This window comes from Enterobacter hormaechei subsp. hoffmannii (assembly GCF_001729745.1).
Taxonomy (GTDB): domain Bacteria; phylum Pseudomonadota; class Gammaproteobacteria; order Enterobacterales; family Enterobacteriaceae; genus Enterobacter; species Enterobacter intestinihominis.
In genome coordinates this window covers 979,412-1,005,694 of the sequence record NZ_CP017186.1, presented here as the reverse complement: position 1 = coordinate 1,005,694, position 26,283 = coordinate 979,412, and the positions used below count along the sequence as shown (strand labels likewise).

The 26,283-nt window shown below is 56.9% G+C and carries 23 protein-coding genes and 1 pseudogene; 8 read left to right on the top strand and 16 right to left on the bottom strand.

The genetic code is table 11. The features are described from left to right. Positions 1–10: 10 nt before the first annotated feature. On the bottom strand, positions 11–1,459 hold the full coding sequence (thiI, locus tag BFV65_RS04670) for a tRNA uracil 4-sulfurtransferase ThiI (RefSeq protein ID WP_069596291.1): 1,449 nt from the start codon (positions 1,457–1,459) through the stop codon (positions 11–13). A 178-nt stretch (positions 1,460–1,637) separates the two neighbouring features. Here thiI and xseB point away from each other — a divergent pair, with 178 nt between their 5' ends. From xseB to BFV65_RS04650, 4 genes are all read left to right on the top strand, one after another. Further along, the gene (gene xseB, locus BFV65_RS04665; protein WP_003859094.1) at positions 1,638–1,880 is read left to right on the top strand and encodes an exodeoxyribonuclease VII small subunit; all 243 of its coding nucleotides are present in this window, start codon (positions 1,638–1,640) and stop codon (positions 1,878–1,880) included. Further along, the gene (gene ispA / locus BFV65_RS04660) at positions 1,881–2,780 is read left to right on the top strand and encodes a (2E,6E)-farnesyl diphosphate synthase (protein WP_022647229.1); all 900 of its coding nucleotides are present in this window, start codon (positions 1,881–1,883) and stop codon (positions 2,778–2,780) included. It abuts the gene before it with no gap. Between the two features lie 24 nt (positions 2,781–2,804). Further along, positions 2,805–4,667, top strand: coding sequence for a 1-deoxy-D-xylulose-5-phosphate synthase (gene dxs, locus BFV65_RS04655; RefSeq protein ID WP_022647228.1), 1,863 nt, complete (start codon positions 2,805–2,807; stop codon positions 4,665–4,667). Positions 4,668–4,729: 62 nt separating this feature from the next. Next, positions 4,730–5,704, top strand: a complete 975-nt coding sequence (locus BFV65_RS04650) for an aldo/keto reductase (RefSeq protein WP_069596290.1) — start codon at positions 4,730–4,732, stop codon at positions 5,702–5,704. A gap of 69 nt (positions 5,705–5,773) precedes the next feature. On the opposite strand, the gene thiL is transcribed toward BFV65_RS04650, so the two are convergent. From thiL to nrdR, 5 genes are all read right to left on the bottom strand, one after another. Beyond that, positions 5,774–6,745: a thiamine-phosphate kinase gene (thiL, locus tag BFV65_RS04645; protein WP_048966732.1), complete on the bottom strand. Its 972-nt coding sequence runs from the start codon at positions 6,743–6,745 to the stop codon at positions 5,774–5,776. 77 nt (positions 6,746–6,822) lie between these two features. Beyond that, a complete protein-coding gene (nusB, locus tag BFV65_RS04640; protein ID WP_006809908.1) occupies positions 6,823–7,242 on the bottom strand; it encodes a transcription antitermination factor NusB in 420 nt (139 codons plus the stop codon). A 21-nt stretch (positions 7,243–7,263) separates the two neighbouring features. After that, entirely contained in the window at positions 7,264–7,734 is a 471-nt protein-coding gene (ribH, locus tag BFV65_RS04635; protein ID WP_003859098.1) for a 6,7-dimethyl-8-ribityllumazine synthase, read from the bottom strand. Positions 7,735–7,821: 87 nt separating this feature from the next. Further along, a complete protein-coding gene (ribD, locus tag BFV65_RS04630; protein ID WP_045307868.1) occupies positions 7,822–8,925 on the bottom strand; it encodes a bifunctional diaminohydroxyphosphoribosylaminopyrimidine deaminase/5-amino-6-(5-phosphoribosylamino)uracil reductase RibD in 1,104 nt (367 codons plus the stop codon). 4 nt (positions 8,926–8,929) lie between these two features. Beyond that, on the bottom strand, positions 8,930–9,379 hold the full coding sequence (gene nrdR, locus BFV65_RS04625) for a transcriptional regulator NrdR (protein WP_003859099.1): 450 nt from the start codon (positions 9,377–9,379) through the stop codon (positions 8,930–8,932). Between the two features lie 152 nt (positions 9,380–9,531). On the opposite strand from nrdR, the gene BFV65_RS04620 reads away from it, so the two are divergent. Further along, a complete protein-coding gene (locus BFV65_RS04620) occupies positions 9,532–10,071 on the top strand; it encodes a SadB/YajI family lipoprotein (protein WP_003859100.1) in 540 nt (179 codons plus the stop codon). A gap of 268 nt (positions 10,072–10,339) precedes the next feature. Continuing rightward, the gene (locus tag BFV65_RS04615) at positions 10,340–11,224 is read left to right on the top strand and encodes a nucleoside-specific channel-forming protein Tsx (RefSeq protein WP_069597087.1); all 885 of its coding nucleotides are present in this window, start codon (positions 10,340–10,342) and stop codon (positions 11,222–11,224) included. A gap of 88 nt (positions 11,225–11,312) precedes the next feature. Here BFV65_RS04615 and BFV65_RS23055 read toward each other — a convergent pair. The 6 genes and pseudogenes from BFV65_RS23055 to queA form a co-directional block, all read right to left on the bottom strand. Continuing rightward, positions 11,313–11,423: pseudogene (locus BFV65_RS23055) on the bottom strand (DNA-binding transcriptional regulator); the annotation flags it as partial. 70 nt (positions 11,424–11,493) lie between these two features. Further along, entirely contained in the window at positions 11,494–12,465 is a 972-nt protein-coding gene (gene secF, locus BFV65_RS04610; protein WP_003859105.1) for a protein translocase subunit SecF, read from the bottom strand. 10 nt (positions 12,466–12,475) lie between these two features. Beyond that, the gene (gene secD, locus BFV65_RS04605; RefSeq protein ID WP_032621613.1) at positions 12,476–14,323 is read right to left on the bottom strand and encodes a protein translocase subunit SecD; all 1,848 of its coding nucleotides are present in this window, start codon (positions 14,321–14,323) and stop codon (positions 12,476–12,478) included. Between the two features lie 27 nt (positions 14,324–14,350). Further along, positions 14,351–14,683: a preprotein translocase subunit YajC gene (gene yajC, locus BFV65_RS04600; protein WP_003859109.1), complete on the bottom strand. Its 333-nt coding sequence runs from the start codon at positions 14,681–14,683 to the stop codon at positions 14,351–14,353. 22 nt (positions 14,684–14,705) lie between these two features. Then, a complete protein-coding gene (gene tgt, locus BFV65_RS04595) occupies positions 14,706–15,833 on the bottom strand; it encodes a tRNA guanosine(34) transglycosylase Tgt (protein WP_003859110.1) in 1,128 nt (375 codons plus the stop codon). A gap of 53 nt (positions 15,834–15,886) precedes the next feature. Further along, entirely contained in the window at positions 15,887–16,957 is a 1,071-nt protein-coding gene (queA, locus tag BFV65_RS04590) for a tRNA preQ1(34) S-adenosylmethionine ribosyltransferase-isomerase QueA (RefSeq protein ID WP_022647221.1), read from the bottom strand. A gap of 92 nt (positions 16,958–17,049) precedes the next feature. Here queA and acpH point away from each other — a divergent pair, with 92 nt between their 5' ends. Together acpH and BFV65_RS04580 are read left to right on the top strand one after the other, a co-directional pair. Then, the gene (acpH, locus tag BFV65_RS04585; RefSeq protein WP_022647220.1) at positions 17,050–17,631 is read left to right on the top strand and encodes an ACP phosphodiesterase; all 582 of its coding nucleotides are present in this window, start codon (positions 17,050–17,052) and stop codon (positions 17,629–17,631) included. Between the two features lie 127 nt (positions 17,632–17,758). Then, the gene (locus BFV65_RS04580; RefSeq protein ID WP_003859113.1) at positions 17,759–18,361 is read left to right on the top strand and encodes a peroxiredoxin C; all 603 of its coding nucleotides are present in this window, start codon (positions 17,759–17,761) and stop codon (positions 18,359–18,361) included. 50 nt (positions 18,362–18,411) lie between these two features. Here the strand turns inward: BFV65_RS04580 and BFV65_RS04575 are convergent, their stop codons facing one another. From BFV65_RS04575 to proY, 4 genes are all read right to left on the bottom strand, one after another. Further along, positions 18,412–19,791, bottom strand: coding sequence for a DUF3999 family protein (locus tag BFV65_RS04575; RefSeq protein WP_069596289.1), 1,380 nt, complete (start codon positions 19,789–19,791; stop codon positions 18,412–18,414). Then, a complete protein-coding gene (locus BFV65_RS04570) occupies positions 19,788–22,397 on the bottom strand; it encodes a DUF2339 domain-containing protein (RefSeq protein ID WP_069596288.1) in 2,610 nt (869 codons plus the stop codon). Before BFV65_RS04570 ends, BFV65_RS04575 begins: the two co-directional genes overlap by 4 nt. Before the next feature lie 90 nt (positions 22,398–22,487). Next, a complete protein-coding gene (gene malZ, locus BFV65_RS04565; protein WP_069596287.1) occupies positions 22,488–24,305 on the bottom strand; it encodes a maltodextrin glucosidase in 1,818 nt (605 codons plus the stop codon). Between the two features lie 599 nt (positions 24,306–24,904). Beyond that, positions 24,905–26,278 (bottom strand): proline-specific permease ProY, encoded by a 1,374-nt coding sequence (proY, locus tag BFV65_RS04560; RefSeq protein WP_017383160.1) that lies wholly within the window; start codon positions 26,276–26,278, stop codon positions 24,905–24,907. Positions 26,279–26,283 lie beyond the last annotated feature (5 nt).

The window sequence follows — 26,283 nt, the reverse complement described above, 5'->3', positions numbered from 1 at the left end:
GGGCAATAGGCTACGGGCGATACACCTTCACGTTCGCGAAGCCCTGCTCACGCAGGTACAGCGCCTGCAAACGGCTCATCACCCCGCGCTCACACCACAGCAGATACGTTTTGCTCTGGTCGAGATCGCCAAACTGGGTGCTCAGCTTGTAGAACGGCAGCGAAACCACCTCCACGCCTTCCACCTGCAACGGCTTGTCATCCTGCTCGTCAATCGAGCGGATATCCAGAATCGTATCGTTAGCACCGAAGCCGCTGACCGTCTCCACCTCAACCACGTCCTGCTCGGTCTGCTGGGCGATCTCACGGATATCGATGTTGGACGCTTCCGCCACCACTTTTTCCAGGATGCTGAAATCGAAGTTATCTTCTTCCGCTTCGATCTTCGCCTTCACCGCTTTAATGGTTGGACTTTTTGAGATCACGCCGCAATATTCCGGCATGGTGCGGGCAAAATCTTCAGTACCGATTTTACGCGCCAGATCGATGATGTGCTCTTTATCGTGAGAGATCAGCGGACGCAGGATCAGCGTATCAGACACGTTGTCGATAAGGCGCAGGTTGGTCAGCGTCTGGCTGGAGACCTGCCCCAGTGCTTCACCGGTGACCAGCGCTTGCACGCCGTAGCGCTCAGCCACTTTGGACGCCGCACGCACCATCATACGTTTCAGGACCACGCCCATCTGGCCGTCATCCACTTTCTCAAGAATTTCGCCAACCACTGGCTCAAAGTTGATCGCCACGAAACGCACGCGGTGAGAGCTGCCGAAACGGTTCCACAGGTAATGCGCCACCTGACGTACGCCGATTTCGTGCGCCGCGCCGCCCAGATTAAAGAAGCAGTAGTGCACGCGGCAGCCGCGACGCATCAGCATATAGCTGGAAACGCCGGAGTCGAACCCGCCGGAGATCAGCGACAGCACATCTTCTTGCGTGCCGATCGGGAAGCCGCCAATACCTTCATAACGGCCCTTAACCAGCAGCAGGCGATCGTTTTCGATCTCAAGATTAACGGTAACGTCCGGATTAGTCAGGCGCACGCGCGCCGTCTCAACGTGCTGGTTCAGACCGCCGCCGACATAGCGCTCAACGTCAATGGAGCTAAACTCATGCTTACCACGGCGCTTCACGCGTACGCAGAACGTTTTCCCTTCGATCTGATCGCGGTACTGTACCAGCGCCTTTTCGAAGATATCGTGCATATCGGTGAAGGGAACGTCTTCCACTTCCAGAATATGGTGAATACCCGGGATACGGGTCAGCGCGTCGCGAATATCAAGACGTTTGTTTTCGTCTTTCGCGCGGACTTCAACGTGGTCCCAGTGACGCACCACGGCGAGCGTTTCGTCGTAGTGTTTTAATACGTTACGAATGTTCCCGGTGAGAATTTTAATAAAGCGCAAACGCACGGATTGGCTTTTGATGGTGATTTCAGGGAACAATTTAATGATAAACTTCATGGCGGCAATGTTTCTTAGGCAAGCTTATAAAGGCTTGTAGTGGAAAATGATACAGCAGCCCACACCCGTGGCTGCATCCAGGCGCGCAAGTATACCACCATCGCGCCACTCGCGTTATTTGATAATTGCCCTGAGTCCGTTACCATGTCAGGGCGAAAAATTTAAGAGTCAATTCACTATGCCGAAGAAAAACGACGCACCGGCCAGTTTCGAAACTGCGCTGAGTGAACTGGAGCAGATCGTTACCCGTCTTGAGAGCGGCGATCTCCCGCTGGAAGACGCGCTCAACGAATTTGAACGCGGCGTGCAGCTCGCGCGCCAGGGGCAGGTAAAACTCCAGCAGGCCGAGCAGCGTGTGCAGATCCTGCTTTCCGACAGCGAAGACGCTAAAACCACGCCATTCACACCGGACGCCGAGTAAATGGATTTTTCCAACGCGCTTCAGGCGCGCGTCATCCGCGCCAACGACGCGCTGCGCCGTTTCATTGAGCCGCAGCCTTTTCAGAACACTCCTCTGGTTGAAGCCATGCACTATGGCGCACTCTTGGGGGGTAAACGCCTGCGTCCGTTCCTGGTGTATGCCACGGGCAACATGTTCGGTATCAGCGATAACACGCTGGACGCCCCGGCAGCCGCCGTGGAGTGTATCCACGCCTATTCGCTGATCCACGATGATTTGCCGGCCATGGACGATGACGATCTGCGTCGCGGTCAGCCGACCTGCCACATTAAGTTCGGCGAAGCGAATGCCATTCTGGCGGGTGATGCGCTGCAAACCCTGGCGTTCTCTATTCTGAGCGATGCGCCGATGGTTGAAGTGAGCGATCGCGATCGTCTGGCAATGGTGTCCGAACTGGCAATGGCCAGCGGCGTCGCCGGGATGTGCGGCGGCCAGGCGCTGGATTTAGAGGCTGAAGGTCGTCAGGTAACTCTGGAACAGCTGGAGCGCATCCACCGTCACAAAACGGGCGCCCTGATTCGGGCAGCCGTTCGTCTGGGCGCGCTGAGCGCGGGTGAACGCGGGCGTAAAGCCCTGCCGATTCTGGACAGATACGCAGAAAGTATCGGTCTGGCATTCCAGGTTCAGGATGACATTCTGGATGTGGTGGGCGATACTGCAACATTGGGAAAACGTCAGGGTGCGGATCAGCAGCTTGGCAAAAGTACCTACCCCGCCCTGTTGGGCCTTGAGCATGCCCAACGTAAAGCCCGGGATCTGATAGACGATGCCCGCCGGTCACTGAATGAGCTGGCCGCGCAATCGCTGGATACCTCGGCACTGGAAGCGCTAGCGGACTACATAATCCAGCGTAATAAATAAACTATATATCTCGATGAGCCTTTGATGAGTTTTGATATTGCCAAATACCCGACACTGGCGTTAGTTGACTCCACTCAGGAGTTACGTCTGTTGCCGAAAGAGAGTCTGCCGAAGCTGTGTGACGAGCTGCGTCGCTACCTGCTCGACAGCGTTAGCCGCTCCAGCGGCCACTTCGCCTCCGGACTTGGCACGGTTGAGCTGACCGTGGCGTTGCATTACGTCTATAACACGCCGTTCGATCAGCTGATCTGGGATGTTGGCCACCAGGCCTATCCGCACAAAATTCTGACCGGACGTCGCGATAAGATTGGCACCATTCGCCAGAAAGGCGGCCTGCATCCGTTCCCGTGGCGCGGCGAGAGCGAGTTTGACGTGTTAAGCGTCGGCCACTCTTCCACCTCCATTTCCGCAGGCATCGGGATTGCCGTTGCCGCTGAAAAAGAGAATAAACAACGCCGTACCGTCTGCGTGATTGGTGACGGGGCGATCACCGCCGGGATGGCTTTTGAGGCCATGAACCACGCGGGCGATATCAAACCGGACATGCTGGTGATCCTCAACGATAACGAAATGTCGATCTCCGAGAACGTCGGCGCGCTGAATAACCATCTGGCGCAGCTGCTGTCCGGTAAGCTTTACTCCTCACTGCGCGAAGGCGGGAAAAAAGTCTTCTCCGGCGTACCGCCGATCAAAGAGCTGCTTAAGCGTACCGAAGAACATATCAAAGGCATGGTCGTGCCGGGTACGCTGTTTGAAGAGCTGGGCTTTAACTATATTGGCCCGGTGGACGGCCACGATGTGTTAGGTCTGGTGACGACGCTTAAAAACATGCGCGACCTGAAAGGCCCGCAGTTCCTGCATATCATGACTAAAAAAGGGCGTGGTTACGAACCGGCGGAAAAAGATCCGATCACCTTCCACGCGGTGCCCAAGTTCGACCATACCAGCGGTTGTCTGCCGAAAAGCAGCGGCGGAATGCCGAGCTACTCAAAAATCTTTGGCGACTGGCTGTGCGAAACGGCGGCGAAAGACAACACGCTGATGGCGGTGACGCCTGCCATGCGTGAAGGCTCCGGCATGGTCGAGTTTTCCAAAAAATACCCGGACCAGTATTTCGACGTCGCCATTGCCGAGCAGCACGCGGTAACCTTCGCAGCGGGCCTGGCGATTGGCGGCTACAAGCCGGTGGTAGCGATTTACTCTACCTTCCTGCAACGCGCCTACGATCAGGTGATCCATGACGTTGCCATCCAGAAGCTGCCGGTGCTGTTTGCTATCGACCGTGCGGGCATCGTGGGGGCTGACGGCCAGACGCACCAGGGCGCATTTGACCTCTCCTTCCTGCGCTGCATCCCGGACATGGTGATCATGACGCCAAGCGACGAAAACGAGTGTCGTCAGATGCTGTATACCGGTTACCACTATCAGGACGGTCCCTGTGCGGTACGTTATCCACGCGGCAATGCCCTTGGCGTTGAATTACGGCCGCTGGAAAAACTGGACATCGGTAAAGGTCTGGTGAAACGTCGCGGTGAAAAAGTGGCGATCCTGAACTTTGGTACGCTGATGCCGGAAGCGGCAAAAGTCGCTGAAACCCTGAATGCGACGCTCGTCGATATGCGATTTGTGAAGCCGCTCGATGAATCTCTGATTCTGAGCATGGCGGAAAGCCATGAGGTGCTGGTCACGCTGGAAGAGAACGCCATCATGGGTGGCGCGGGTAGCGGCGTGAACGAAGTGCTGATGGCGAACCGTAAAGTCGTTCCGGTGCTTAATCTCGGCCTGCCGGACCACTTCATCCCGCAAGGCACTCAGGACGAGGCGCGCGCCGACATTGGCCTGGACGCCGTCGGTATCGAAGCTAAAATCCGCACCTGGCTGGCCTGATCCCTCCCCTTTTCTGCTCCTGCTATGCTTAAACGTATTGTTTAAACAGCAGGAGCGGAACCATGCAATACACGACATTAGGAAAAACAGACCTCAAGGTGTCCCGGCTTTGCCTGGGCTGCATGACGTTTGGCGAGCCTGACCGGGGAAATCACGCCTGGACGCTGCCGGAAGAGAGCAGCCGCCCTATCATTAAGCGCGCCATTGACGGCGGCATCAACTTCTTCGATACCGCCAACAGCTACTCCGACGGCAGCAGCGAAGAGATTGTGGGCCGCGCCCTGCGAGATTTTGCCCGTCGGGATGAGATTGTGGTCGCCACCAAGGTGTATTACCCGTCAGGCGATCTGGCGGAAGGCCTTTCTCGCACGCAGATCCTGCGCTCCATTGATGACAGCCTCAGACGCCTGAACATGGATTACGTCGACCTGCTGCAAATTCACCGCTGGGATTACAACACGCCGATCGAAGAGACGCTTGAAGCGTTGAACGACGTCGTGAAAGCCGGTAAAGCGCGCTACATCGGCGCATCGTCCATGCATGCCTCACAGTTTGCTCAGGCGCTCGATCTCCAGGCGCAGAACGACTGGGCGCGCTTTGTCACTATGCAGGATCACTACAACCTGATCTACCGGGAAGAAGAACGTGAGATGCTGCCGCTCTGCTACCAGGAAGGCGTGGCGGTGATCCCGTGGAGCCCGCTGGCGCGCGGAAGGTTAACCCGTCCGTGGGGTGAAACTACCGCCCGGCTGGTATCGGATGAAGTAGGTAAAAATCTGTATGACGATACAGAAGCCAGCGATGCGTTAATTGCCGAACGATTAGCCGGGATCGCCGACGATATCGGTGCAACGCGCGCGCAGGTAGCGCTGGCGTGGCTGCTGAGCAAGCGCGGTGTCGCCGCGCCGATTGTGGGCACATCGCGGGAAGAACAGCTGGACGAGTTGTTGAGTGCGGTGGACTTATCGTTGACGCCGGAGCAGATTGCCGAGCTGGAGACGCCGTATCAGCAACATCCGGTGGTAGGGTTTAAATAAACAATTCAGGGAACAAAATCCGTAGGCCGGGTAAGCGCAGCGCCACCCGGCAATACAGAGCGCACAAAATTACGCGAAGTGATCGTACCCTTTCCAGTCAAGCGTAACCGGGGCGCCGTCGCGGACAAACAGCAGCCCTTCACTTTCCGGCATCACCTGCCCGATGCAGGTAAATTTCGCCCCCAGATGCGCTAACGCCACATCCAGCGTCCCGCGATTCAGCTCGGGAACGGTAAAGCACAGCTCATAATCTTCCCCACCGGATAGTGCCCAGCGCAGCGCCTGTTCAGGCTCGGCATGGCGACGCAACGGCTCTGACAGTGGGAACAGATCCAGATCGATCCGTGCGCCCACGCCACTGGCCTTCAGGATATGGCCGAGATCGGAGATCAGCCCGTCAGAGAGATCGATAGCAGAACTGGCCCGCTCGCGCAGCGCCTGACCGTGCAAAATACGCGGCGTGGGCCGCAGGTGGCGCTTCACCAGGTACGCCGCATCGTCAGCATCTTCAACTGCTAAACGGTTCTGAAGGATCGCCAGCCCGGCCGCGCTATCCCCCGGCGTACCGGTCACGTAGATCCAGTCGCCCGGTTTTGCGCCCGAACGCTTCAGCGCGCGCCCCGCTGGCACATAGCCGTGGATTGCCAGGGTCATCGACAGCGGCCCGGCGGTGGTATCACCGCCAATCAGCTGCATATCGTAATAATTCAGCTGTTCAAACAGGGCATCGCTGAAGGCTTCAAGCCAGGCTTCATCCACCTCCGGCAGGGTCAGAGCCAGCGTCAGCCAGGCCGGGTCGGCGCCCATTGCCGCCAGATCGCTAACGTTTACCGCCAGCGCCTTATACGCCAGGTCAGCAGGATCGATATCGGGCAGGAAGTGACGCCCACATACTAAGGTGTCGGTGCTGATTGCCAGCGTCTGTTTTTCGGGAATATTGAGAAGTGCGCAGTCATCGCCAATGCCGGTTTCAACATCAAGACGAGAGGTTCTGACACGGTCGAAATAACGGGCAATCAGGGAGAATTCGCCGCATGCCATACGTTATGCCTCAGCAAATAAAAGAAAAAACCGGAGCCGCACTGCCAAAAAGGCAATGCAAGACTCCGGTTTGCGGATCACTTTTTGTGGGGACGGATCGCAGGTGCGGCTTTATCCAGCACGCCGTTTACAAACTTGTGGCTGTCTTCAGCGCCGAAGGTTTTTGCCAGTTCGATCGCTTCGTTGATGGCCACTTTGTACGGCACATCATCACGTTTAGACAGCTCAAACAGCGCGATACGCAACACTGCTTTTTCGACCTGGCCCAGCTCTTCGAGCAGACGGGACAGGTATGGCTTCATCAGACCATCGAGATACGCGCTATTAGTCGCCACTCCCGACAGCAGTTCACGGAAGTACAGAACGTCAACGTCTTTCACGTCCTGTTCTGACAGGAACTGGTATTCAACATCAGCGATGTCGTTCTGGGACAACTGCCAGGAGTAAAGTGCCTGGACGGCACATTCACGGGCGCGGCGACGAGCAGCAGGTTTCACGGAATTCCCCTTACAAAAAAATCAGGCCTTGATGGCTTTCAATACATTGATCATTTCAAGCGCGGTCAGTGCAGCTTCTGCACCTTTGTTACCGGCTTTGGTGCCAGCACGTTCGATGGCTTGTTCAATACTTTCGGTAGTCAGTACGCCGAACGCGACAGGAATTTCAGCATCCTGTGCAACGTGCGCCAGACCATTGCTTGCACCGCCCGCAACGTATTCGAAGTGCGCAGTGCCGCCACGAATAACGGTACCCAGCGCAATCACCGCGTCGTATTTACCGGTTTTCGCCAGTGCGCCCGCTGCCAGTGGCAGTTCGTAAGCACCTGGTACCCAAACGACGGTAATGTTGTCATCTTTAACCTGGCCGATACGTTTCAGGGCGTCAACCGCACCTTCCAGCAGGCTGTCGTTGATGAAGTTGTTGAAACGCGCAATGGTGATGGCGACGCGAGCGTCCGGGGTAGCTACAGCAGCTTCAATAATGTTCATACTCTTCCTTTACGGGTTCATTTGGCCCCGCAGGGGGGCGGATTTTATCATAATACTTTGCGCACTGCTTCCCTATTTCAGGAGCAATTACGCTGTCGTTAAATGGAGGCAGACATCCGGACCTACCGGACGAATCTCGCTGAATGAGAGTTGCGGCGCATCGGCCAGTTTTTCAAGGCCGGGCAGCACAAACAGGCCGCGCGCGTCATTACCTAACAGTTTAGGCGCAACGTAGACGAGAAGCTCATCCACCAGCCCCGCCTGAAGCAGTGCGCCGGCGAGCGTCGGACCGGCTTCAACCCAGATGCTGTTGACCTGCTGTTTGCCGAGCAACATCATCAGCACCACGAGATCGAGATGCCCGTTATGTTCCGGCACCATAATGCTGCGCACGCCTTGCGGCCACTCGCGCGTATCTTCTTTGGTGCGGGCAATCCAGGTTTCCCCCGGTTGCTGCACGATACGGTGTTCCGGCGTCACGCGGTTCTGGCTATCAATAATAATGCGCAGCGGCTGACGCAGGTTCTCCTGCGGATAGAGTGCTTGGGTATCGGCATTCAGCTCATCCCAGCGCACGGTCAGGGCCGGATCGTCAGCCAGCACCGTTTCACTGCTGGTGAGAATAGCATGGCTTTGCGCACGCAGACGTTGCACATCGCGCCTTGCCTGTGGCGAGGTGATCCACTGGCTCTCGCCGTTCGCCATCGCCGTGCGGCCATCCAGTGACGCGCCAAGCTTAAGCTGGATAAACGGGAAACCGGTGCGCATACGCTTCAGGAAGCCTTTGTTGATGGCTTCGGCATCCTGCATCATCAGGCCGTGACTGACGTCGATCCCTTCCTGTTGCAGACGATACAGCCCGCGGCCCGCCACCTGCGGGTTAGGATCCTGCATGGCGGCGACAACGCGCGAGACTCCCGCCGCAATCAGTGCTTCGCAGCACGGAGGCGTGCGCCCGTGATGACTGCATGGCTCCAGCGTCACGTAAGCCGTCGCGCCACGCGCCCTCTCCCCCGCCATGCGCAGGGCATGCACTTCAGCGTGCGGCTCGCCTGCGCGGTAGTGAAAACCTTCACCCACGATCTCGCCATCTTTAACAATGACGCACCCGACATTAGGGTTAGGGTGAGTGGTAAACCGACCGCGCTGTGCCAGCTTCATGGCTCTCGCCATGTACATCTCGTCCTGCATAGGCTTAATCCTGTAAGCGGGCGATCTCTTCGCCAAACTCTTTAATGTCTTCGAAGCTGCGGTAAACGGAGGCGAAGCGAATATAGGCGACTTTATCGAGCTTTTTTAGCTGTTCCATCACCAGGTTACCGATCATTTTGCTCGGCACTTCGCGCTCACCTAGCCCCCGCAGATAAGATTTAATATGATTTAACGCCATTTCGACGTCATCGGAGCTGACGGGCCGTTTTTCCAGCGCCTTGAGCATCCCGCTACGCAGTTTTTCTTCATTGAACGGTTCGCGCACATCGTTACTTTTTACCACGCGCGGCATTACCAGCTCTGCCACCTCGAAGGTGGTAAAACGCTCGTTGCACACCAGACACTGCCGACGACGACGCACGGAAGACCCTTCGCCTACAAGACGTGAGTCGATGACTTTGGTATCCACAGCGGAGCAAAATGGGCAATGCATACGATGTCCCTGTTATCTGGTTAACTGATTTCTATTTTACCCTGAACTGGCCCGACAACAAAGGAAGAGCTTTTTGAGACAAAGGATCTATGCCTGACGCCACTATCCTGTCTACCATTGCAGCAATGTGTGATTTCAAGGAATTAAACGCAATGACAAGACGTTACCTGAAAATAGTGCTGGTTGGGAGCCTGTTCACGCTCAGCGCCTGCGCACAGCAAAGTGAAGTTCGCGAGATGAAACAAAGCGTGAATACGCTCAATGTGGCGATGGACAAACTTAATAAAGAAACCGTGAAGATCACCCAGCAGAACGCGCTGAATGCCAAATCCAGCAATGGCGTTTATTTATTGCCGGGCGCAAACACGCCCGCGCGTCTGAACAGCCAGATTGGCACGCTAAAGATGTCTCTGGTGAATGTTGCAGCGAATGCCGATGGTACGCGCGCAACATTACGCATTCAGGGTGAATCCAACGATCCGCTTCCCGCCTTCAGCGGCACCGTAGAGTGGGGCCAGATTCAGGGCACCACGGAGAGCTATCAGGAAGTGAACGTGAAGAATCAGCTCTTCACTGCCCCCGCCAGCACGCTGGCACCGAGCGATGTTGATATCCCGCTCCAGCTGAGCGGACTGACGCCAGAACAGTTGGGTTTTATCCGCATTCACGACATTCAACCTGCCGCGCAATAACCCGCCCTTCTAGCGGAGTGAAATGTCACTCCGCTAACATTTACATTTCGTATGGATTGGCAACATAAATGATTGCCGCTACAATCCCGGCCGTTTAAAGTACGCAAACGTGAACGCAATCGATTACGTGTGTGAGAGATATGTGAAACAACACATATTTTTGTGAGCAAGGATTCCTATAATAGGCTCCGCAGAAACACGAAATATTTAGAAACGCAATTCGCGCATTTTTCACTCCCGGAAGGGAATTTCAATCAGTGGCATGATTATGAAAAAAACATTACTCGCAGCTGGCGCCGTGCTGGCACTGTCCTCCCCTTTCACTGTTAACGCAGCGGAAAACGACAAACCACATTATCTCTCCGACTGGTGGCACCAGAGCGTTAACGTGGTAGGCAGCTACCACACCCGTTTCGGGCCGCAGATCCGCAACGATACCTACCTGGAATACGAAGCGTTTGCCAAGAAAGACTGGTTTGATTTCTACGGCTACGTCGATCTGCCGGTATTCTTCGGCGGTAACTCCGATGCGAAAGGTATCTGGAACAATGGCTCCCCGCTGTTCATGGAAATCGAACCGCGTTTCTCTATCGACAAACTGACCGGCACCAGCCTGGCGTTTGGTCCGTTCAAAGAGTGGTACTTCGCGAACAACTACATCTATGACATGGGTCGCAACGATTCTCAGGAACAGAGCACCTGGTATATGGGTCTGGGTACTGACATCGAAACCGGCCTGCCAATGAGCCTGTCACTGAACGTGTATGCGAAATACCAGTGGCAGAACTATGGCGCATCAAATGAGAACGAGTGGGATGGCTACCGTTTCAAAGTGAAATACTTTGTGCCAATCACTCAGCTGTGGGGCGGTAACCTGAGCTATATCGGCTTCACCAACTTTGACTGGGGTTCAGACCTGGGCGACGATAACTTCTATGACAACAACGGGAAGCATGCTCGCACCAGTAACTCCATCGCCTCCAGCCACATTCTGGCGCTGAACTACGATCACTGGCACTACTCTGTTGTTGCGCGTTACTGGCACAACGGTGGTCAGTGGAACGACGACGCCAGCCTGAACTTCGGCAACGGCGACTTCAGCGTTCGCTCTACCGGTTGGGGTGGTTACCTGGTCGTGGGTTACAACTTCTAACCTGTGCGGACTTCGCCCGGTGGCGCTGCGCTTGCCGGGCCTACGATCCGAATGTAGGCCGGGTAAGGCGTAGCCGCCACCCGGCTTTTTACTGCTTCACCTTCCTCAAAAAATCTGCCAGAGCTCTGTCCGCACTTTCGCTAAAGCGTCTCTCCGTCTGCACAATATTGAGGCACCTGTCGAGCCGGAAGCAGCGGTATGCATACTGTCAGGAGTAGACAAAAAAAATCCCGGCCAGCAGGCCGGGATTTCGATACCGCATAAGACTCTTACGGCAGAATGGACGGCTGATCCGCCCCTTCTTTCTCGACTTTCTGCTGGATCAGATGCTCGCGCTTCATGCCCAGCTTCAGCGCCAGCGCGGACGCGACGTAGATAGACGAGGCCGTACCGATAGACACACCGATCAGCATGGTCAGCGAGAAGCCTTCCAGCACCGGGCCACCGAACAGGAACAGCATCAGGATCACCATCAGGGTGGTGCCGGAGGTGATCAACGTACGGTGCAGCGTCTGGGTCAACGACACGTTAAAGATTTCGTACGGCGTGCCGCGACGGATCTTACGGAAGTTTTCACGAATACGGTCAGATACCACGATACTGTCGTTCAGTGAGTAACCGATAACGGACATCAGGGATGCCACAATCGTCAGGTCAATCTCAATGTGGAAGAGAGACAGTATGCCCATGGTGATCACCACGTCGTGCGCCAGAGCGATAACCACGCCTGCCGCCAGTCGCCACTCAAAGCGGAAACCGACGTAAATCAGAATCGAGATCAGCGCCACCAGCAGCGCCATCGCACCGGTCTGCGCCAGGTCAGCACCAACGCTCGGGCCGACAAACTCAATACGCTTAACCGTTGCATCCTGGCTGGTCGTTTCGTTAATAACCTGAACGACCTTGCTGCCCAGCTCCTGGCTGCCGTTGGCATCGTGTACCGGCGGCATACGCACCATGATGTCGCGGCTGCTGCCGAAGTTCTGTAGCAGCGGCTCTTCAAAGCCCGCTTTTTGCAGAGACTCACGCATCTGGTCCATATCGACCGGTTTTTCCAGGGTAATTTCGATCACCGTACCACCGGTGAAATCCAGACCCCAGTTAAAGCCTTTCACGCCCATAATGACGATGGACAAGATCAGCAGAAAACCTGAAATGCCGAAGGCCCAGTAGTCCCAGCGCATAAAGTCCCAGACTTTACGGCCGTGGTTCAATTGTTCAACAGTATATTCCTGTGCCACAACGCACTCCTCAGATAGACAGCTTTTTGACGCGCTTGCCGCCGTACAGCAGGTTCACGATGGCACGGGTGCCGACAATAGCGGTAAACATCGACGTTGCGACACCGATACCGGTAGTAATCGCAAAGCCTTTGATCGCGCCAGTACCCACTGCATACAGGATAAGAACCTTAATCAGTGTTGTTACGTTCGCATCGAAGATGGAGCTGAACGCCCCTTTGTAGCCTTCTTCAATCGCCTGCTGTACAGAACGACCGTTGCTCAGCTCTTCTTTGATACGTTCGTTTATCAGTACGTTGGCGTCGACCGCCACCGCAAGGGTTAGAACGATACCCGCGATACCCGGCATGGTTAGCGTCGCCCCCGGCAGCAGGGACATGATACCGATGATCAGCACCAGGTTGGCAATCAGCGCGGAGGTCGCAATCAGGCCGAACTTCTTATAGAAGAAGATCATGAAGATGATGGACACCGCCAGACCGGCCAGACACGCTTCCAGACCCTGCTTGATGTTCTGCATACCCAGGGTTGGACCGATGGTACGCTCTTCAACAATCTGAATTGGCGCAATCAGCGCACCGGCACGCAGCAGCAGAGAGAGCTGACGCGCTTCGTTCGGGTTGCTGATACCGGTAATACGGAAGCTGTTACCCAGACGAGACTGGATGTTGGCGATGTTAATCACCTCTTCCTCTTTCACCAGCACGGCACGGCCATTGGCGTCTTTCTTACCGCTGTCTTTGTACTCCACGAACAGGGTCGCCATCGGCTTGCCGATGTTGTCCTTGGTGAAGTTAGACATGATGTTGCCACCTGCGCTATCCAGCGAGATGTTAACCTGCGGCTGGTTGTACTCATCCTGGCTTGAAGTGGAGTCGGTGATATGGTCACCGGTCAGGATCACGCGTTTGTACAGCACAACCGGCTGGCCTTCGCGGGTCTGTTTCACTTCGGAATCGCCCGGCACACGGCCTGAAGCCGCAGCAGCCTGGTCAACGTTGGCGTTAACCAGACGGAACTCCAGAGTCGCCGTCGCGCCCAGAATCTCTTTCGCACGGGCGGTATCCTGGATACCTGGCAGTTCGACCACGATACGGTCAGCACCCTGACGCTGTACAAGTGGTTCAGCCACGCCCAGCTGGTTTACACGGTTACGCAGAATGTTAATGTTCTGCTGAACGGCGTACTCACGTGCTTCACTCAGACGCGCGTCGGTCATTACCGCACGCAGCTGGTTGCTGCCCTGAGAGGTGATCACCAGATCGCGGTGACGCTGAGACAGATAGGTCACAGCCTGATCGCGTGCCGCGCTGTCGCGGAACGTGATGCTCATGCCGTAGTTATCTTCTTTACGTACGGTGGTGTACGGAATGCCTTTATCGCGCAGATCGCTGCGCAGGCTGTCGATATTCTGTTCCTGTAGCTTGCCGAGCGCGGTATCCATATCCACTTCCATCAGGAAGTGAACGCCGCCACGCAGGTCAAGACCCAGTTTCATTGGCTCTGCGTTCAGCGCAGCCAGCCAGCGTGGGGTTGCAGGAGCAAGGTTAAGCGCCACGACATATTTATCACCCAGCACGCCCATCAGCGCTTCACGTGCGCGGAGCTGCGTGTCGGTGGTGTCGAAGCGAGCAAGAATTGCGCCCTCTTCCAGTGCCACAGACTTAGCGGTAATTTTTTCTTCTTGTAACGTTTTCTGGACCTGGATCAGCGTTTGCTCACTGGCGGCGACACCGCGCGCGCCAGTGATTTGAACGGCCGGATCCTCACCATACAGGTTGGGAAGCGCGTACAGCAGGCCGACGATAATCACGACGACCAGCATGATGTACTTCCACAAAGGATAACGGTTTAACACGGCAGTTCCCTTTGGGAAAAGTTGGGATTACAGCGCCTTCATGGTGCCTTTCGGCAGAACGGCAGCTACGAAGTCACGTTTGATAACCACTTCAGTGGTGTCGTTCAGGGCGATAGCAATGTAGCCGTTTTCCGCTACTTTGGTTACGCGACCCACCAGGCCACCATTGGTCAGGACTTCATCGCCCTTCGCGATGGAGTTCATCAGGTTTTTGTGCTCTTTAGTACGCTTCTGCTGTGGACGCAGGATCATGAAGTAGAAGATCAGACCGAACACAACCAGCATCAGAATCAGAGACATCGGGCTGCCCTGCGCTGGTGCACCCGTTGCTGCTACCGCATCAGAAATAAAAAAGCTCATTCAAATTCCCTCATTATTAAAATTAATCAACGTTCAACGGTGGAACATCCCGCCCCTGACGTTGGTAGAAATCGGTCACGAAGCTCTCTAATTTACCCTCTTCGATAGCCTTACGTAAACCAGCCATTAAGCGCTGATAATAACGAAGATTATGAATGGTATTGAGACGCGCCCCCAAAATCTCGTTGCAACGATCGAGATGATGCAGATACGCGCGAGAATAATTGCGACAGGTATAGCAATCGCACTCGGAATCGAGCGGGCTGGTGTCACTCTTATGCTTCGCGTTACGGATTTTCACCACGCCATCGGTAACGAACAGATGACCGTTACGTGCGTTTCGGGTTGGCATAACGCAGTCGAACATATCAATGCCACGACGTACGCCTTCCACCAGATCTTCTGGTTTACCCACACCCATCAGGTATCGTGGTTTATCCGCCGGGATTTGCGGGCAGACATGCTCCAGAATACGGTGCATATCTTCCTTCGGCTCACCCACAGCCAAACCGCCGACAGCGTAGCCATCAAAGCCTATCTCTACCAGACCTTTAACCGAGATATCGCGTAAATCTTCGTAAACGCTGCCCTGGATAATGCCGAACAGCGCATTTTTGTTTTGCAGGGAGTCAAAACGGTCGCGGCTACGCTTCGCCCAACGCAGGGACATCTCCATGGAACGTTTGGCATAGTCCCAGTCCGCCGGGTATGGCGTACATTCGTCGAAGATCATCACGATATCGGAGCCGAGATCGTACTGAATCTCCATAGACTTTTCCGGATCGAGGAAGATTGGATCGCCGTTGATCGGGTTACGGAAGTGTACGCCCTGCTCGGTGATCTTACGGATATCGCCCAGGCTGAAGACCTGGAAACCGCCGGAGTCGGTGAGGATGGGGCCTTTCCACTGCATGAAGTCGTGCAGGTCGCCGTGGAGCTTCATGATCTCCTGGCCTGGACGCAGCCACAGGTGGAAGGTGTTGCCGAGAATAATCTGTGCGCCAGTGGCTTCAACTTCTTCCGGCGTCATTCCTTTTACGGTGCCGTACGTGCCCACAGGCATAAACGCGGGGGTTTCTACCACGCCGCGATCAAACACCAGGCGACCGCGACGCGCGCGGCCATCGGTGGTATCGAGTTCAAATTTCATTTTTTCTCCGACGTCAGAAAAACAGTCCAACGTTGTAACACGGTGCCGCGGACTTATTCCCCGACACGCTCATTCAAAGCCTGCGGATTGTACGTGATAAACATCGCGTCACCGTAGCTAAAAAAGCGATATTTTTGTTCTACCGCAGACTTGTAGGCGTTCATAGTATGCTGATACCCCGCAAACGCGGAGACCAGCATAATCAGCGTCGATTCAGGCAGATGGAAGTTGGTCACCAGCGCATCAATGACTTTGTACTGATAGCCCGGGTAGATAAAGATCTGCGTATCGCCAAAGAAGGGCTCAATCAGCTCTTTTTTCGCGGCCTGCGCAGCGCTCTCAAGGGAACGTACCGACGTTGTACCGACGGCCACGACGCGGCTACCGCGCGCTTTCGCCGCCAGCACCGCATCCACAACCTCCTGCGGCACTTCGGCATACTCAGAGTGCATGATGTGGTCTTCGATGCTGTCCACGCGCACCGGCTGGAACGTCCCCGCGCCGACGTGCAGCGTCACGAAGGCCATCTCAATACCCTTGGCGCGCAACTTTTCCAGCAGCGGTTCATCAAAGTGCAGGCCCGCCGTTGGCGCCGCCACTGCGCCAGGCTTCTGGCTGTAGACGGTCTGATACAGCTCGCGGTCGGCTTCTTCATCCGGGCGTTCAATGTACGGCGGCAGCGGCATGTGGCCGATGGCGTTGAGGATATCAAGCACCGTGCGCTCGTCGTTGAACTCCACCTCGAACAGCGCGTCGTGACGCGCGGTCATGGTCGCTTTGATGCTCTCGTCATCACCCAGCAGCAGTTCAGCGCCCGGCTTCGGCGCTTTGGATGCGCGAATATGTGCCAGAATACGTTTATCATCGAGCATACGTTCGACCAGCACCTCAATCTTGCCGCCGCTGGCTTTACGGCCAAACAGACGCGCTGGGATCACGCGGGTATTGTTAAAGACCAGCAGATCGCCAGGGTTGAGCTTGTCGAGCAGATCGGTGAAAGTACCGTGCGTCAGCGCGCCCGTTGGCCCGTCCAGTGACAGCAAGCGACAGCTGCTACGCTCAGGCATGGGGTAGTGAGCAATCAGGGATTCAGGTAGTTCAAAGGAGAAATCGGCGACGCGCATGACGTATACTCGTGACTTAAAAACAGGCGGCATAGTCTAGTGCTCCCACCCATTTGCTGCAACAACTAGCCGCCACCGGACAAATAAAACGCATGAATTTTCTCGCTCACCTGCATCTCGCTCACCTCGCGGACAGCTCCCTCTCCGGCAATTTGCTGGCCGATTTCGTACGCGGCAACCCCGCGGAAGATTATTCCCCCGAGGTTATCGACGGGATTTTTATGCACCGCCGCATCGACGTGCTGACCGATAACCTGCCGGAAGTGACGGAAGCCAAAGCCTGGTTCCGCCCCGAAACGCGACGCGTGGCGCCGATCACGCTCGACGTCATGTGGGATCATTTCCTGTCGCGCCACTGGTCCCAGCTGTCGCCTGATATGTCGCTGCCTGAGTTTGTGCGCTACGCCCACGCGCAGGTGTCGATCATTTTGCCGGACTCCCCACCGCGCTTTGTGAATCTGAATAACTATCTGTGGTCTGAACGCTGGCTGGAGCGTTACCGCGAGATGGATTTCATTCAGAACGTGCTCAACGGCATGGCCAGCCGTCGACCGCGTCTGGACGCGCTGCGCGACTCCTGGCACGACCTGGACAAACATTATGACGCGCTGGAGACGCGCTTCTGGCAGTTCTACCCGCGCATGATGGCGCAGGCGAAAAATAAAGAACTGTGATGCCGGTTCGATTGATAGGTAAAAGCTGGTGGAACGATTGTTACCACCTCTTTGTCTTATTCCCGCGCTGCCTCTATACTGGCCCGCGTTGCGTTCCAAATAACCTTAGTATCTACAGGAGAATCATATGGTTCTGGTAACTCGTCCGGCTCCGGATTTTACAGCTGCCGCCGTTCTGGGCAACGGTGAAATCGTTGAAAACTTCAACTTCAAACAGCACACCAACGGTAAAGCGACTGTTCTGTTCTTCTGGCCAATGGACTTCACTTTCGTTTGCCCGTCTGAGCTGATCGCGTTCGACAAACGTTACGAAGAATTCCAGAAGCGTGGCGTGGAAGTGGTTGGCGTCTCCTTCGACTCTGAATTTGTACACAACGCATGGCGTAACACCCCTGTCGAAAACGGCGGCATCGGTGCGGTGAAATACGCGATGGTTGCGGACATCAAACGTGAAATCCAGCAGGCTTACGGTATCGAACATCCGGACGCTGGCGTTGCGCTGCGTGGTTCTTTCCTGATCGACGCGAACGGCATCGTTCGTCACCAGGTTGTGAACGATCTGCCGCTGGGTCGTAACATCGACGAAATGCTGCGCATGGTTGACGCGCTCCAGTTCCACGAAGAGCACGGTGAAGTGTGCCCGGCTCAGTGGGAAAAAGGTAAAGAAGGTATGGCGGCTTCCCCAGACGGCGTAGCTAAATACCTGTCTGAGAACGTATCCAGCCTGTAATCGGCACGGTTTACGAAAAAAACCCGCGACTACGCGGGTTTTTTTATGGCTTATGCTGCGCCGTCTTTTTTTACCTCGCGCCAGATGCGCCATGCCATACCCGCAAGCACCATCACCCCGACGATCAGTACGCCCCAGACCATCAGCGTTTTCATTCTGCTTTCCTGCTCAGCCGCAGACGTCGCGGTTAAACGCGCCTCGCCGCCCAGCGGGACAGGTTCCAGCGTATCCGCCATCGGCAGGGCTGCCAGAGCGTAGGTTTTACGCAGTTCGGTCGGGATCAGCATATCCGTCTCCACGCTTGCCGGTTTCGCAGCCCCGTTCCCCCACGCAAGCAGATACGGCCCCTTCCCCTGCGCGTTGAACACCAGATCATAGCGCACGCGTTGCCCGATCACGCCCGGCAGGTTCTCTGGCAAACGCGCATTGAAGGTCTTGATTTTTACCGCCTCGACCAGCCCGCCCGGGAGCGGAACAGGTTCAGACGTTTTGCCGCCGAGCTGGTAGATCACCTCTTTTTTCAGCGTATGCCACCGATCCTTGTCCGCCCCCCGCCAGGCTATTTCTGCCGGGAGAACGCCGTCACCATTCAGCATGAAGGCGATCGCACTCAGAGGCTGCGGATGCGTCCAGCGCCACACGGCTTCGCTTTCGGATAGCCGCTCCCCCTCTCCCGCCAGGCTAATGTGCTCTGATTCCGGCTGCGCAGGAGCGTTAATCGCGTTGACGCCGGACAACGTCAGGGCTGAACGCCCCGTGTTCAGCACCAGCAGCAGATAGCGATTCGCCTCAGGAGATAACACCAGATCGGTATCGATGCGGTCGAGCTTCAGGCGATCCTGTCCACTCATCACGTCCAGCAGGGGCATCTCTTCGCGCAGGGTATACCAGTTTTTCAGATCCTCGCTGTAATAGACCGATGCCGTCCCCTGCCACGAGCCCTGCGGCGTGTCCCAGAAAAGCTGGAGCTGAGAGAGCGGAACCTCCGTCGCGTTTTCCGGCAGGGTCAGCAGATAATGCTGTCCGGCAGCCGCCGCGTGTTGCCCTTCCAGCACAATCTCCACGCCGTTTCTGGCACGTAACATAATTTTATCGCCACTGCCCTCTTCCCCGCCCGTCGAGGCGTTAAGCGCAAAGAGGCGCAGCGCCGTGGTGGTCGGTGCTGACTGCGGACGCGTCGTGGTAACCAGGCTGAACGGTACCGGCTCGCCCGACTGATTAAACACGCGCACGTCGCGCAGATCGGGCGATGTGCTCTGCTGATAAACCGCCAGCGGCAGCATGACCCGATACCACGGCGAAGAGGCAGAGGTATCAAGGGACAGGCCATAAGCATAATCCCGCGGGGATTCCACCGGCGCGCCCTCGCTGAATGCCGGACCGGCCACGGCCAGCAGTGCCGCACAAACAACCGCATTCATCCATTTCATTTTTCTTCTCCTGCTTTAGGCGGTAGCGGCGAGAAATAGCCCACAATCAGGACCAGGATCGCCACGCCAATAAACGCGACAGCACGCGCCAGGCCGCCACCGCCCGCGCTGTCCACCAGCATCAGTTTGAGCATGACCACCCCCAGCAGCACCGCACCGGCAAGCCACTGCTGACGGGAGGCCTGACGGGTGGCGCGGATCATGACCACCAGCGCGCAGAACATCCAGAACAGGGCAAAGGTGGTCTGGATAAGCCGCGAATGCCACAGCGACTCCATATTCCAGGCCACCTCGCCGTACCACGCCAGCGCGCGCAGCAGCGCGCCGTTTAGCCACCAGAAGCCAAGCGCCATCAGCACAACGGCGGGCCACGGTCGGGACTGCGCAAGCGATGCCGGATAGTGGCGATCCACTGCCCGATAAAACACCACCAGCCCCAGCAGCGCGAACGCCGCCCCTTCCTCAAGTGGGTTCACCAGCGGCAGCCAGGTCTGTCGATAGACTACCCCGTCCTGGAAATTAGTCACGACCAGCAATACCACCAGCGCCACAACCACAGGGATCACGGCAAGGCAGGCGTAGAGCGCAGGCCATACCCGGAACGGCCACCCGCGACGCCGTACGGCCGCGGAGAGCGCCATAATCACCCCACCGCCGACAGCCATCGCAATGCCGCTTCCCCAGGCCGCCATGCCCCATGGCAGGGAGCGGGCAAACCAGTAAAGCTCGGCGGCCATGGCGAGTAAAATCATCCACAACAGCGACAGATGCAGCCCCATTGCGATGCGCGGAAGAAGTTTATCTTCGTCGCGCCGCAGCATCATCAGGGCGGCAGGCAGCGCAATAGCCCAGACCAGATTTGCCCAGCCGGCTGCCAGGATCTGCTGTTGCCAGACCTGATAAAGCACCATCAGCAGCATCACCGGCCACAGCAGCCATTTGCTGGCATCCAGCTCCCGCCATGCCAGACGAGCGGCAGCCTGCCGCCATCCCCAGGCCGACACCGCCGTCAGCGCCAGCACGCCCGCAAGAACCGATAATTCTGTCTTGAGGATCAGTTGCGACGCACCCAGTTGCGCCACTAACCAGAACAGCAGCCCACCGACCAGCAGCGCCCAACTGCCCGACAGCACGATTTTCTGCCACAGCCAGGCCGCAGCCAGCCAGCAAAGACTGAGCACTGCGAAAATAAGCAGCAGGCTCAGGGAGGTGACGCCGTCCATCTGCGCCCATATCGCGCTGCCGAGCGCCAGCACCAGCAGCGCCGTCCCGCTATAGCTCATACGCCGCTGCTGCTGTTGCACGCCCAGCCAGAGGATACCCAGCCCCTCCAGCGCCCAGGCCATCGCCGTCCAGCGCGCCGAAAGCGCCAGCGGAATGGCAAGCGTGGCAAACCCGCCGCCAATCGCCAGCGCCGCCATAATCAGTGGTCGCCCAATGGAGGGGTAACGTCGCAGCGCGAGGAACGCCAGTGAGAGATAAAACGCACCATAACCCAGCGCGCTGAGCGCCGGGCCGTACGTCCAGTGAGACGTCATGCCGTACTGCATCCCAAAACCAATCAGCGGCGGGGCAAACAGCAGTACGCCGTCAATAATCTGTTTGCCTTTTTCCTGCGCCCGCAGCGACAGCGCTACGCTAAACACGCCAAAAATAAGCGTATTGGCAATCAGGAACAGCTGACAGATAACATAGTTTTCAGGCTGGTAGTCGCTCAGCCCCCACACTCCGCCAACGCCAAACGTGAAGAACAGCCCGAGCAGGTTGAGCTCGCGCCAGTGCTGCCAGATGCTAATGACGAGAATGCCGATGGACAGCAGAAGATAGAAGGAGAACAGCGCCACAAAGCTACCGCCCCCGGTAGACAGGAGCAGCGGCGCAAGATATCCGCCCAGGCTCGCCAGCATGGCAAGGCTCAGCGCCTTTTGCAGCACGGCCAGCCCGACGCTCGCCGCGCAAATCACCACCAGCAGCGCAAACGCCAGCGTCATCGGCAGCATCTGCCACAGCCGGAATGCGCCAAAGACGGTCAGGTAAAGCACGCCGGTCGCCCCGCCCTGGAGGATCAGCGCGTAGATCCGCTGCCTGTGCCGCAGCCGCCATCCAACGGCCAGCAGAACCATGGCAAACAGCGCCGTGGCGGCAAGACGCAGCTCAAGCGGAAACAGTGAATGTTCAACGGTATAGCGCAGCAGGAAAGAGAGGCCGAGGAAGAGCAGTACAATCCCCAGTTTTGCCAGCGGATTGCCCTGCATAAACCAGCGCGTCAGCGAGGACAGGATGCCGCCAAAGGCGGAAGGCCGTTTTGCCGCCGGGACAGGCGCAGGTTCTGCTTCAGTGACGGGCGGTTCGGGACGCCAGGGATCGACAGGTGCGTTAACGGCCTCTGGCACCGGCGCTGGTGTCTCCACTGGCGCGGCGGTCTGCACCGGCTCCGGCGCTTTCTCAGCTACACCATGCTGCTCAAGCGCCTCAATGCGCTGGCGAAGCCGGGCGATCTCCTGCCGCGCCGCCGTGCTTCGATTAAAGCCTATCACCGCAAGCACGGGGGCCACGACCAGCGCAAAAACCAGGAACAAACAGCCAAGGATGTAAAGCTCGTCCATGTTTCCACCTTCACCGTAAAAGATCCGTTAAGATTGACACAAATAGTTGCATTTGCGCCATCTAAAAGGTGAAAACCATGCTGCCTGCGCTTAGCTGCCGAACCAGAGCGTAGCGGAGATCGCCGGCAGCGTGAGCACGTTCTCCTGTAACGTCGCTTTCCCCTCTTTGCTCTTCCACGTTTTACCGGCCAGCAGCGGTGAATCTTCCAGCACCACTTCACACGCCTCACCCCGGTTGATCGCCACCAGCACGCGCTGCTGGTTGTAGACGCGGACAAACACCACCACATTATCTTGGGCGTACATCACCTGACAGCCCCCGTAGCGCAGGGCCTGGCTCTGCTTGCGTAGTGTCGCCATACGCTGGTACAGGCTGAACAGATCCTGATCCTGCTTTTCAGGCTCCCATGGGAAGGTTTTGCGGCAGAACGGATCGTTGTTACCGTCCAGCCCCACTTCATCTCCGTAATAGATGCACGGCACGCCCGGCCAGGTGAAAAGCCAGGTCACCGCCAGCGGCAGACGCGCCACATCTTTACCCAGCAGCGATTTAAAGCGCGCGGTATCGTGGCTGTCGAGCTGGTTAAACATCCGAAGCTGCTGCTGATGAGACAGGCCAGCGCGATAGTTCTCCATCCACGCCATGCAGGTTTCAGCGTCAATATTCTGCGGATCGTAAGAGATATCGGTGTTAGCGAGGAAGCCCCACAGCGGGAAGGTGAAGCCGCGATAATTCATCGACGCGTCTTCTGCATCTGCCTGCAACCACTGACGCGCGTCGCCAAAGTGCTCCCCGAAGACGAATGCTTCCGACCGGGCCGCTTTTGCCGACCGGGTAATGGCGGCGACATGCTGAAGGTTATTCCGCGCCCCGCCTGCTTCACCCAGCATATGCACCACGTCCAGCCGCCAGCCGTCCATATTCCACGGCGCTTTCAGCCAGTGGCGCACGATGCTGTCTTCGCCGCCGTAGATTTCATTCACAAGCGTTGACGACTGGAAATCGAGCTTCGGCAGACTCGGGTAGCCCAGCCAGTCCAGGGCGCGGCCATTCTCGTCAAAACTGTACCAGTCACGCTGGGGGGAGTCCGGATTATGGCATGCGCCGCCCATCGACTGATTGTGACGGTCGAACCACGCATGAGAATCACCGCTGTGATTGAACACGCCATCAAGGATCAGGCGCATACCCTCTTTTTGCGTGTTGTGGCGCAGCCGCAGCAGCGCCTCGTCACCGCCAAACTGCTCGTCAACGTGGCGGTAGTCCTGCGTATCGTATTTGTGAACGCTTGGCGCTTTAAACACCGGGTTCAGGTACAGCGCCGTCACGCCGAGCTTTTTCAGGTATGGCAGTTTTTCGCTGATACCGTCGAGATCGCCGCCGTAAAAGGTCGATCCCCCCGCCTGGGCGGTCAGCGGCTCGTCCCATTTTTTCAGAATGATGTCGTGACCGACCGCATGATGGTAATAAACCTTGTCCTGATCGGCGGTGCGCTTTTCACTGCGCGCAAAGCGGTCCGGGAAAATCTGGTAAAAGACCTGATCGTTAACCCACTGCGGGCCGTTATCCGGGTGATCCACGGCAAACTGCTCCAGCCTGGCCGGAGGGAAACGGCTGAAGCCCTGCGGGGTAAACCACAGCTGGCGGTTGTTCCACAGCAGCTTGAAGCCGTAGCGGCGACGCGGCTGTCCGCTGCGCAAATCGATATTCGCCCGCCACGCCGTAATACCCGGCTGAGGCTGGCTGCGCACCTTGTGCATTTTCAGCGATGTCTCTTCGTTATCCACTTCGGCGCGCAGGGTCACACGTTCAGGCTGATTTTCCCCTGCCAGCCAGAGCGTAATCACAAGGTTGTCTTTGTTTTGCTTAACAAATGGGGCAACCGGAAGGTGCCAGGCGTTTAACATCACGAATCCCCTTTGATGAAATTGACGTCACCTTGCCACAGGGTTGTTAAGGATAGCTCACCATGATGGGATTTATTGGGGGAGGAGGACGGGGGAGGAGGCATCAGTGCGGCCTGATGTCCTCACCCTAACCCTCTCCCACGGGGCTGAGGGATCCCCAGTAATTTTTTTATGCAGAAGCAATAAAGTTGCTTTCTAAATGACTGAGGGCTGTCAGCGATGCCCTGGTCCGGCTGTAAATCGCTGAGGCGTTTGCCTTCCGGCCGGGGCGAGGCGCAGGGATGCGCCGAGAGGGCGGCTTTACAGGGACGTTGCCTCCGCCCGTACCCGATAAGCCGGAAGGAATAAGCCGAGGGCACCGCGAAGCGGCGATTTACCGCCGGGAGCACGGGTCGCCAGGGTGGTGGCGACTGAGCCACCCTGGCACGTTCACCGGTCATGTCGTTACAGAGTAGCAAGGAACATAAAGTGAACGGAATGACCACCACCGCCGTATGTTCCCCTCACCCTAACCCTCTCCCCGGAGGGGCGAGGGGATTGCTCAGTGCTCGCATTAATTTGTGGGGAACCCTCTCCCACGGGGAGAGGGGAAAAGAATGTTACTGTGCTTCCGCCAGCTGACGATCGCGGCGACATTTAAACATCCAGCCCACCAGCAGCAGGACGATCCACGCGAAGCCCACGTACAGGGAAATACGGGTATCCGGGTGATAACCAATCAGGCCAATGATGAAGACCAGGAAGATGAGACCGACAATGGTCGTTGGCACGCCGCCCGGCACTTTAAACTTCAGCGCTTTGGCCTCTTCTGGCGACAGGCGGCGACGGAACGCAATCTGCGACAGCAGGATCATGATCCACACCCACACCGTCGCAAAGGTCGCCAGCGACGCAATCACCAGGAAGACGTTCTCCGGCATAATATAGTTCAGGTAGACCGAGAACAGCAGCGCCACGGTCATGACCAGCACCGTTACCCACGGGGTACCGCGACGCGACGTTTTGGCAAACACCTTCGGCGCACTGCCCTGCTCCGCCATGCCGTGCAGCATACGGCCCACGCCGAACACGTCACTGTTGATGGCCGACAGCGAGGCGGTCAGCACCACAAAGTTGAGAATGCTGGCGGCAAACGCAATGCCCATATGCTGGAAAGTCAGGACAAACGGGCTGCCGTTGGTGCCCACCTGGTTCCACGGGTAGATGGACATAATCACAAACAGCGTGCCCACGTAGAACACCAGGATGCGCATCGGCACCGAGTTGATGGCGCGCGGAATAGACTTCTCCGGATCTTTCGCTTCCCCGGCGGTGATGCCGATAATCTCGATTCCGCCATAGGCGAACATGACCATCTGCAGCGACATGACCATCCCGAGCCAGCCGTTGCTAAAGAAGCCGCCGTTGCTCCACAGGTTGTGAATGCCGGTTGGCTGTCCACCGTTGCCGATACCCCAGATGATAATGCCGAAACCGGCGAGGATCATGATGATAATGGTCGCGACCTTGAAGAAGGAGAACCAGAACTCCAGCTCGCCAAACACCTTCACGCTCATCAGGTTAACGGCGCAGATAATCAGCACCACGCTCAGCACCCAGATCCAGTGCGGCACGGCGGGGAACCAGACCCCCATATAGATACCAAACGCCGTCACATCGGCAATGGCAACAATCAGGATTTCGAAGCAGTAGGTCCAGCCGGTGATAAACCCGGCCAGCGGGCCTAAATTTTCCTGCGCGTAGCGGGAGAAGGAACTGGCAGAGGGGTTGTGAACCGACATTTCGCCAAGGGCGCGCATGATGATATACGCCGCCACGCCGCCGATGATGTAGGCCAGCAGAACGCTTGGACCGGCCATTTTGATGGCATCTGCCGAGCCATAAAAAAGACCGGTACCGATAGCCGAGCCCAGCGCCATAAAGCGGATGTGGCGGGTGCTCAATCCACGTTTAAGTTTGTTAGTGCTTTCCATTAAAA

Bases quoted from the DNA above. Each gene is read 5' to 3' on its own strand.
- BFV65_RS04620 (WP_003859100.1), top strand. From the start codon at position 9,532: ATGACAAGACGTTACCTGAAAATAGTGCTGGTTGGGAGCCTGTTCACG.
- proY (WP_017383160.1), bottom strand. From the start codon at position 26,278: ATGGAAAGCACTAACAAACTTAAACGTGGATTGAGCACCCGCCACATC.
- nrdR (WP_003859099.1), bottom strand. From the start codon at position 9,379: ATGCATTGCCCATTTTGCTCCGCTGTGGATACCAAAGTCATCGACTCA.
- thiI (WP_069596291.1), bottom strand. From the start codon at position 1,459: ATGAAGTTTATCATTAAATTGTTCCCTGAAATCACCATCAAAAGCCAA.
- tgt (WP_003859110.1), bottom strand. From the start codon at position 15,833: ATGAAATTTGAACTCGATACCACCGATGGCCGCGCGCGTCGCGGTCGC.
- ribH (WP_003859098.1), bottom strand. From the start codon at position 7,734: ATGAACATTATTGAAGCTGCTGTAGCTACCCCGGACGCTCGCGTCGCC.
- dxs (WP_022647228.1), top strand. From the start codon at position 2,805: ATGAGTTTTGATATTGCCAAATACCCGACACTGGCGTTAGTTGACTCC.
- malZ (WP_069596287.1), bottom strand. From the start codon at position 24,305: ATGTTAAACGCCTGGCACCTTCCGGTTGCCCCATTTGTTAAGCAAAAC.
- ribD (WP_045307868.1), bottom strand. From the start codon at position 8,925: ATGCAGGACGAGATGTACATGGCGAGAGCCATGAAGCTGGCACAGCGC.
- BFV65_RS04615 (WP_069597087.1), top strand. From the start codon at position 10,340: ATGAAAAAAACATTACTCGCAGCTGGCGCCGTGCTGGCACTGTCCTCC.
- BFV65_RS04580 (WP_003859113.1), top strand. From the start codon at position 17,759: ATGGTTCTGGTAACTCGTCCGGCTCCGGATTTTACAGCTGCCGCCGTT.
- BFV65_RS04650 (WP_069596290.1), top strand. From the start codon at position 4,730: ATGCAATACACGACATTAGGAAAAACAGACCTCAAGGTGTCCCGGCTT.
- acpH (WP_022647220.1), top strand. From the start codon at position 17,050: ATGAATTTTCTCGCTCACCTGCATCTCGCTCACCTCGCGGACAGCTCC.
- ispA (WP_022647229.1), top strand. From the start codon at position 1,881: ATGGATTTTTCCAACGCGCTTCAGGCGCGCGTCATCCGCGCCAACGAC.
- xseB (WP_003859094.1), top strand. From the start codon at position 1,638: ATGCCGAAGAAAAACGACGCACCGGCCAGTTTCGAAACTGCGCTGAGT.
- queA (WP_022647221.1), bottom strand. From the start codon at position 16,957: ATGCGCGTCGCCGATTTCTCCTTTGAACTACCTGAATCCCTGATTGCT.
- thiL (WP_048966732.1), bottom strand. From the start codon at position 6,745: ATGGCATGCGGCGAATTCTCCCTGATTGCCCGTTATTTCGACCGTGTC.
- BFV65_RS04575 (WP_069596289.1), bottom strand. From the start codon at position 19,791: ATGAAATGGATGAATGCGGTTGTTTGTGCGGCACTGCTGGCCGTGGCC.
- yajC (WP_003859109.1), bottom strand. From the start codon at position 14,683: ATGAGCTTTTTTATTTCTGATGCGGTAGCAGCAACGGGTGCACCAGCG.
- BFV65_RS04570 (WP_069596288.1), bottom strand. From the start codon at position 22,397: ATGGACGAGCTTTACATCCTTGGCTGTTTGTTCCTGGTTTTTGCGCTG.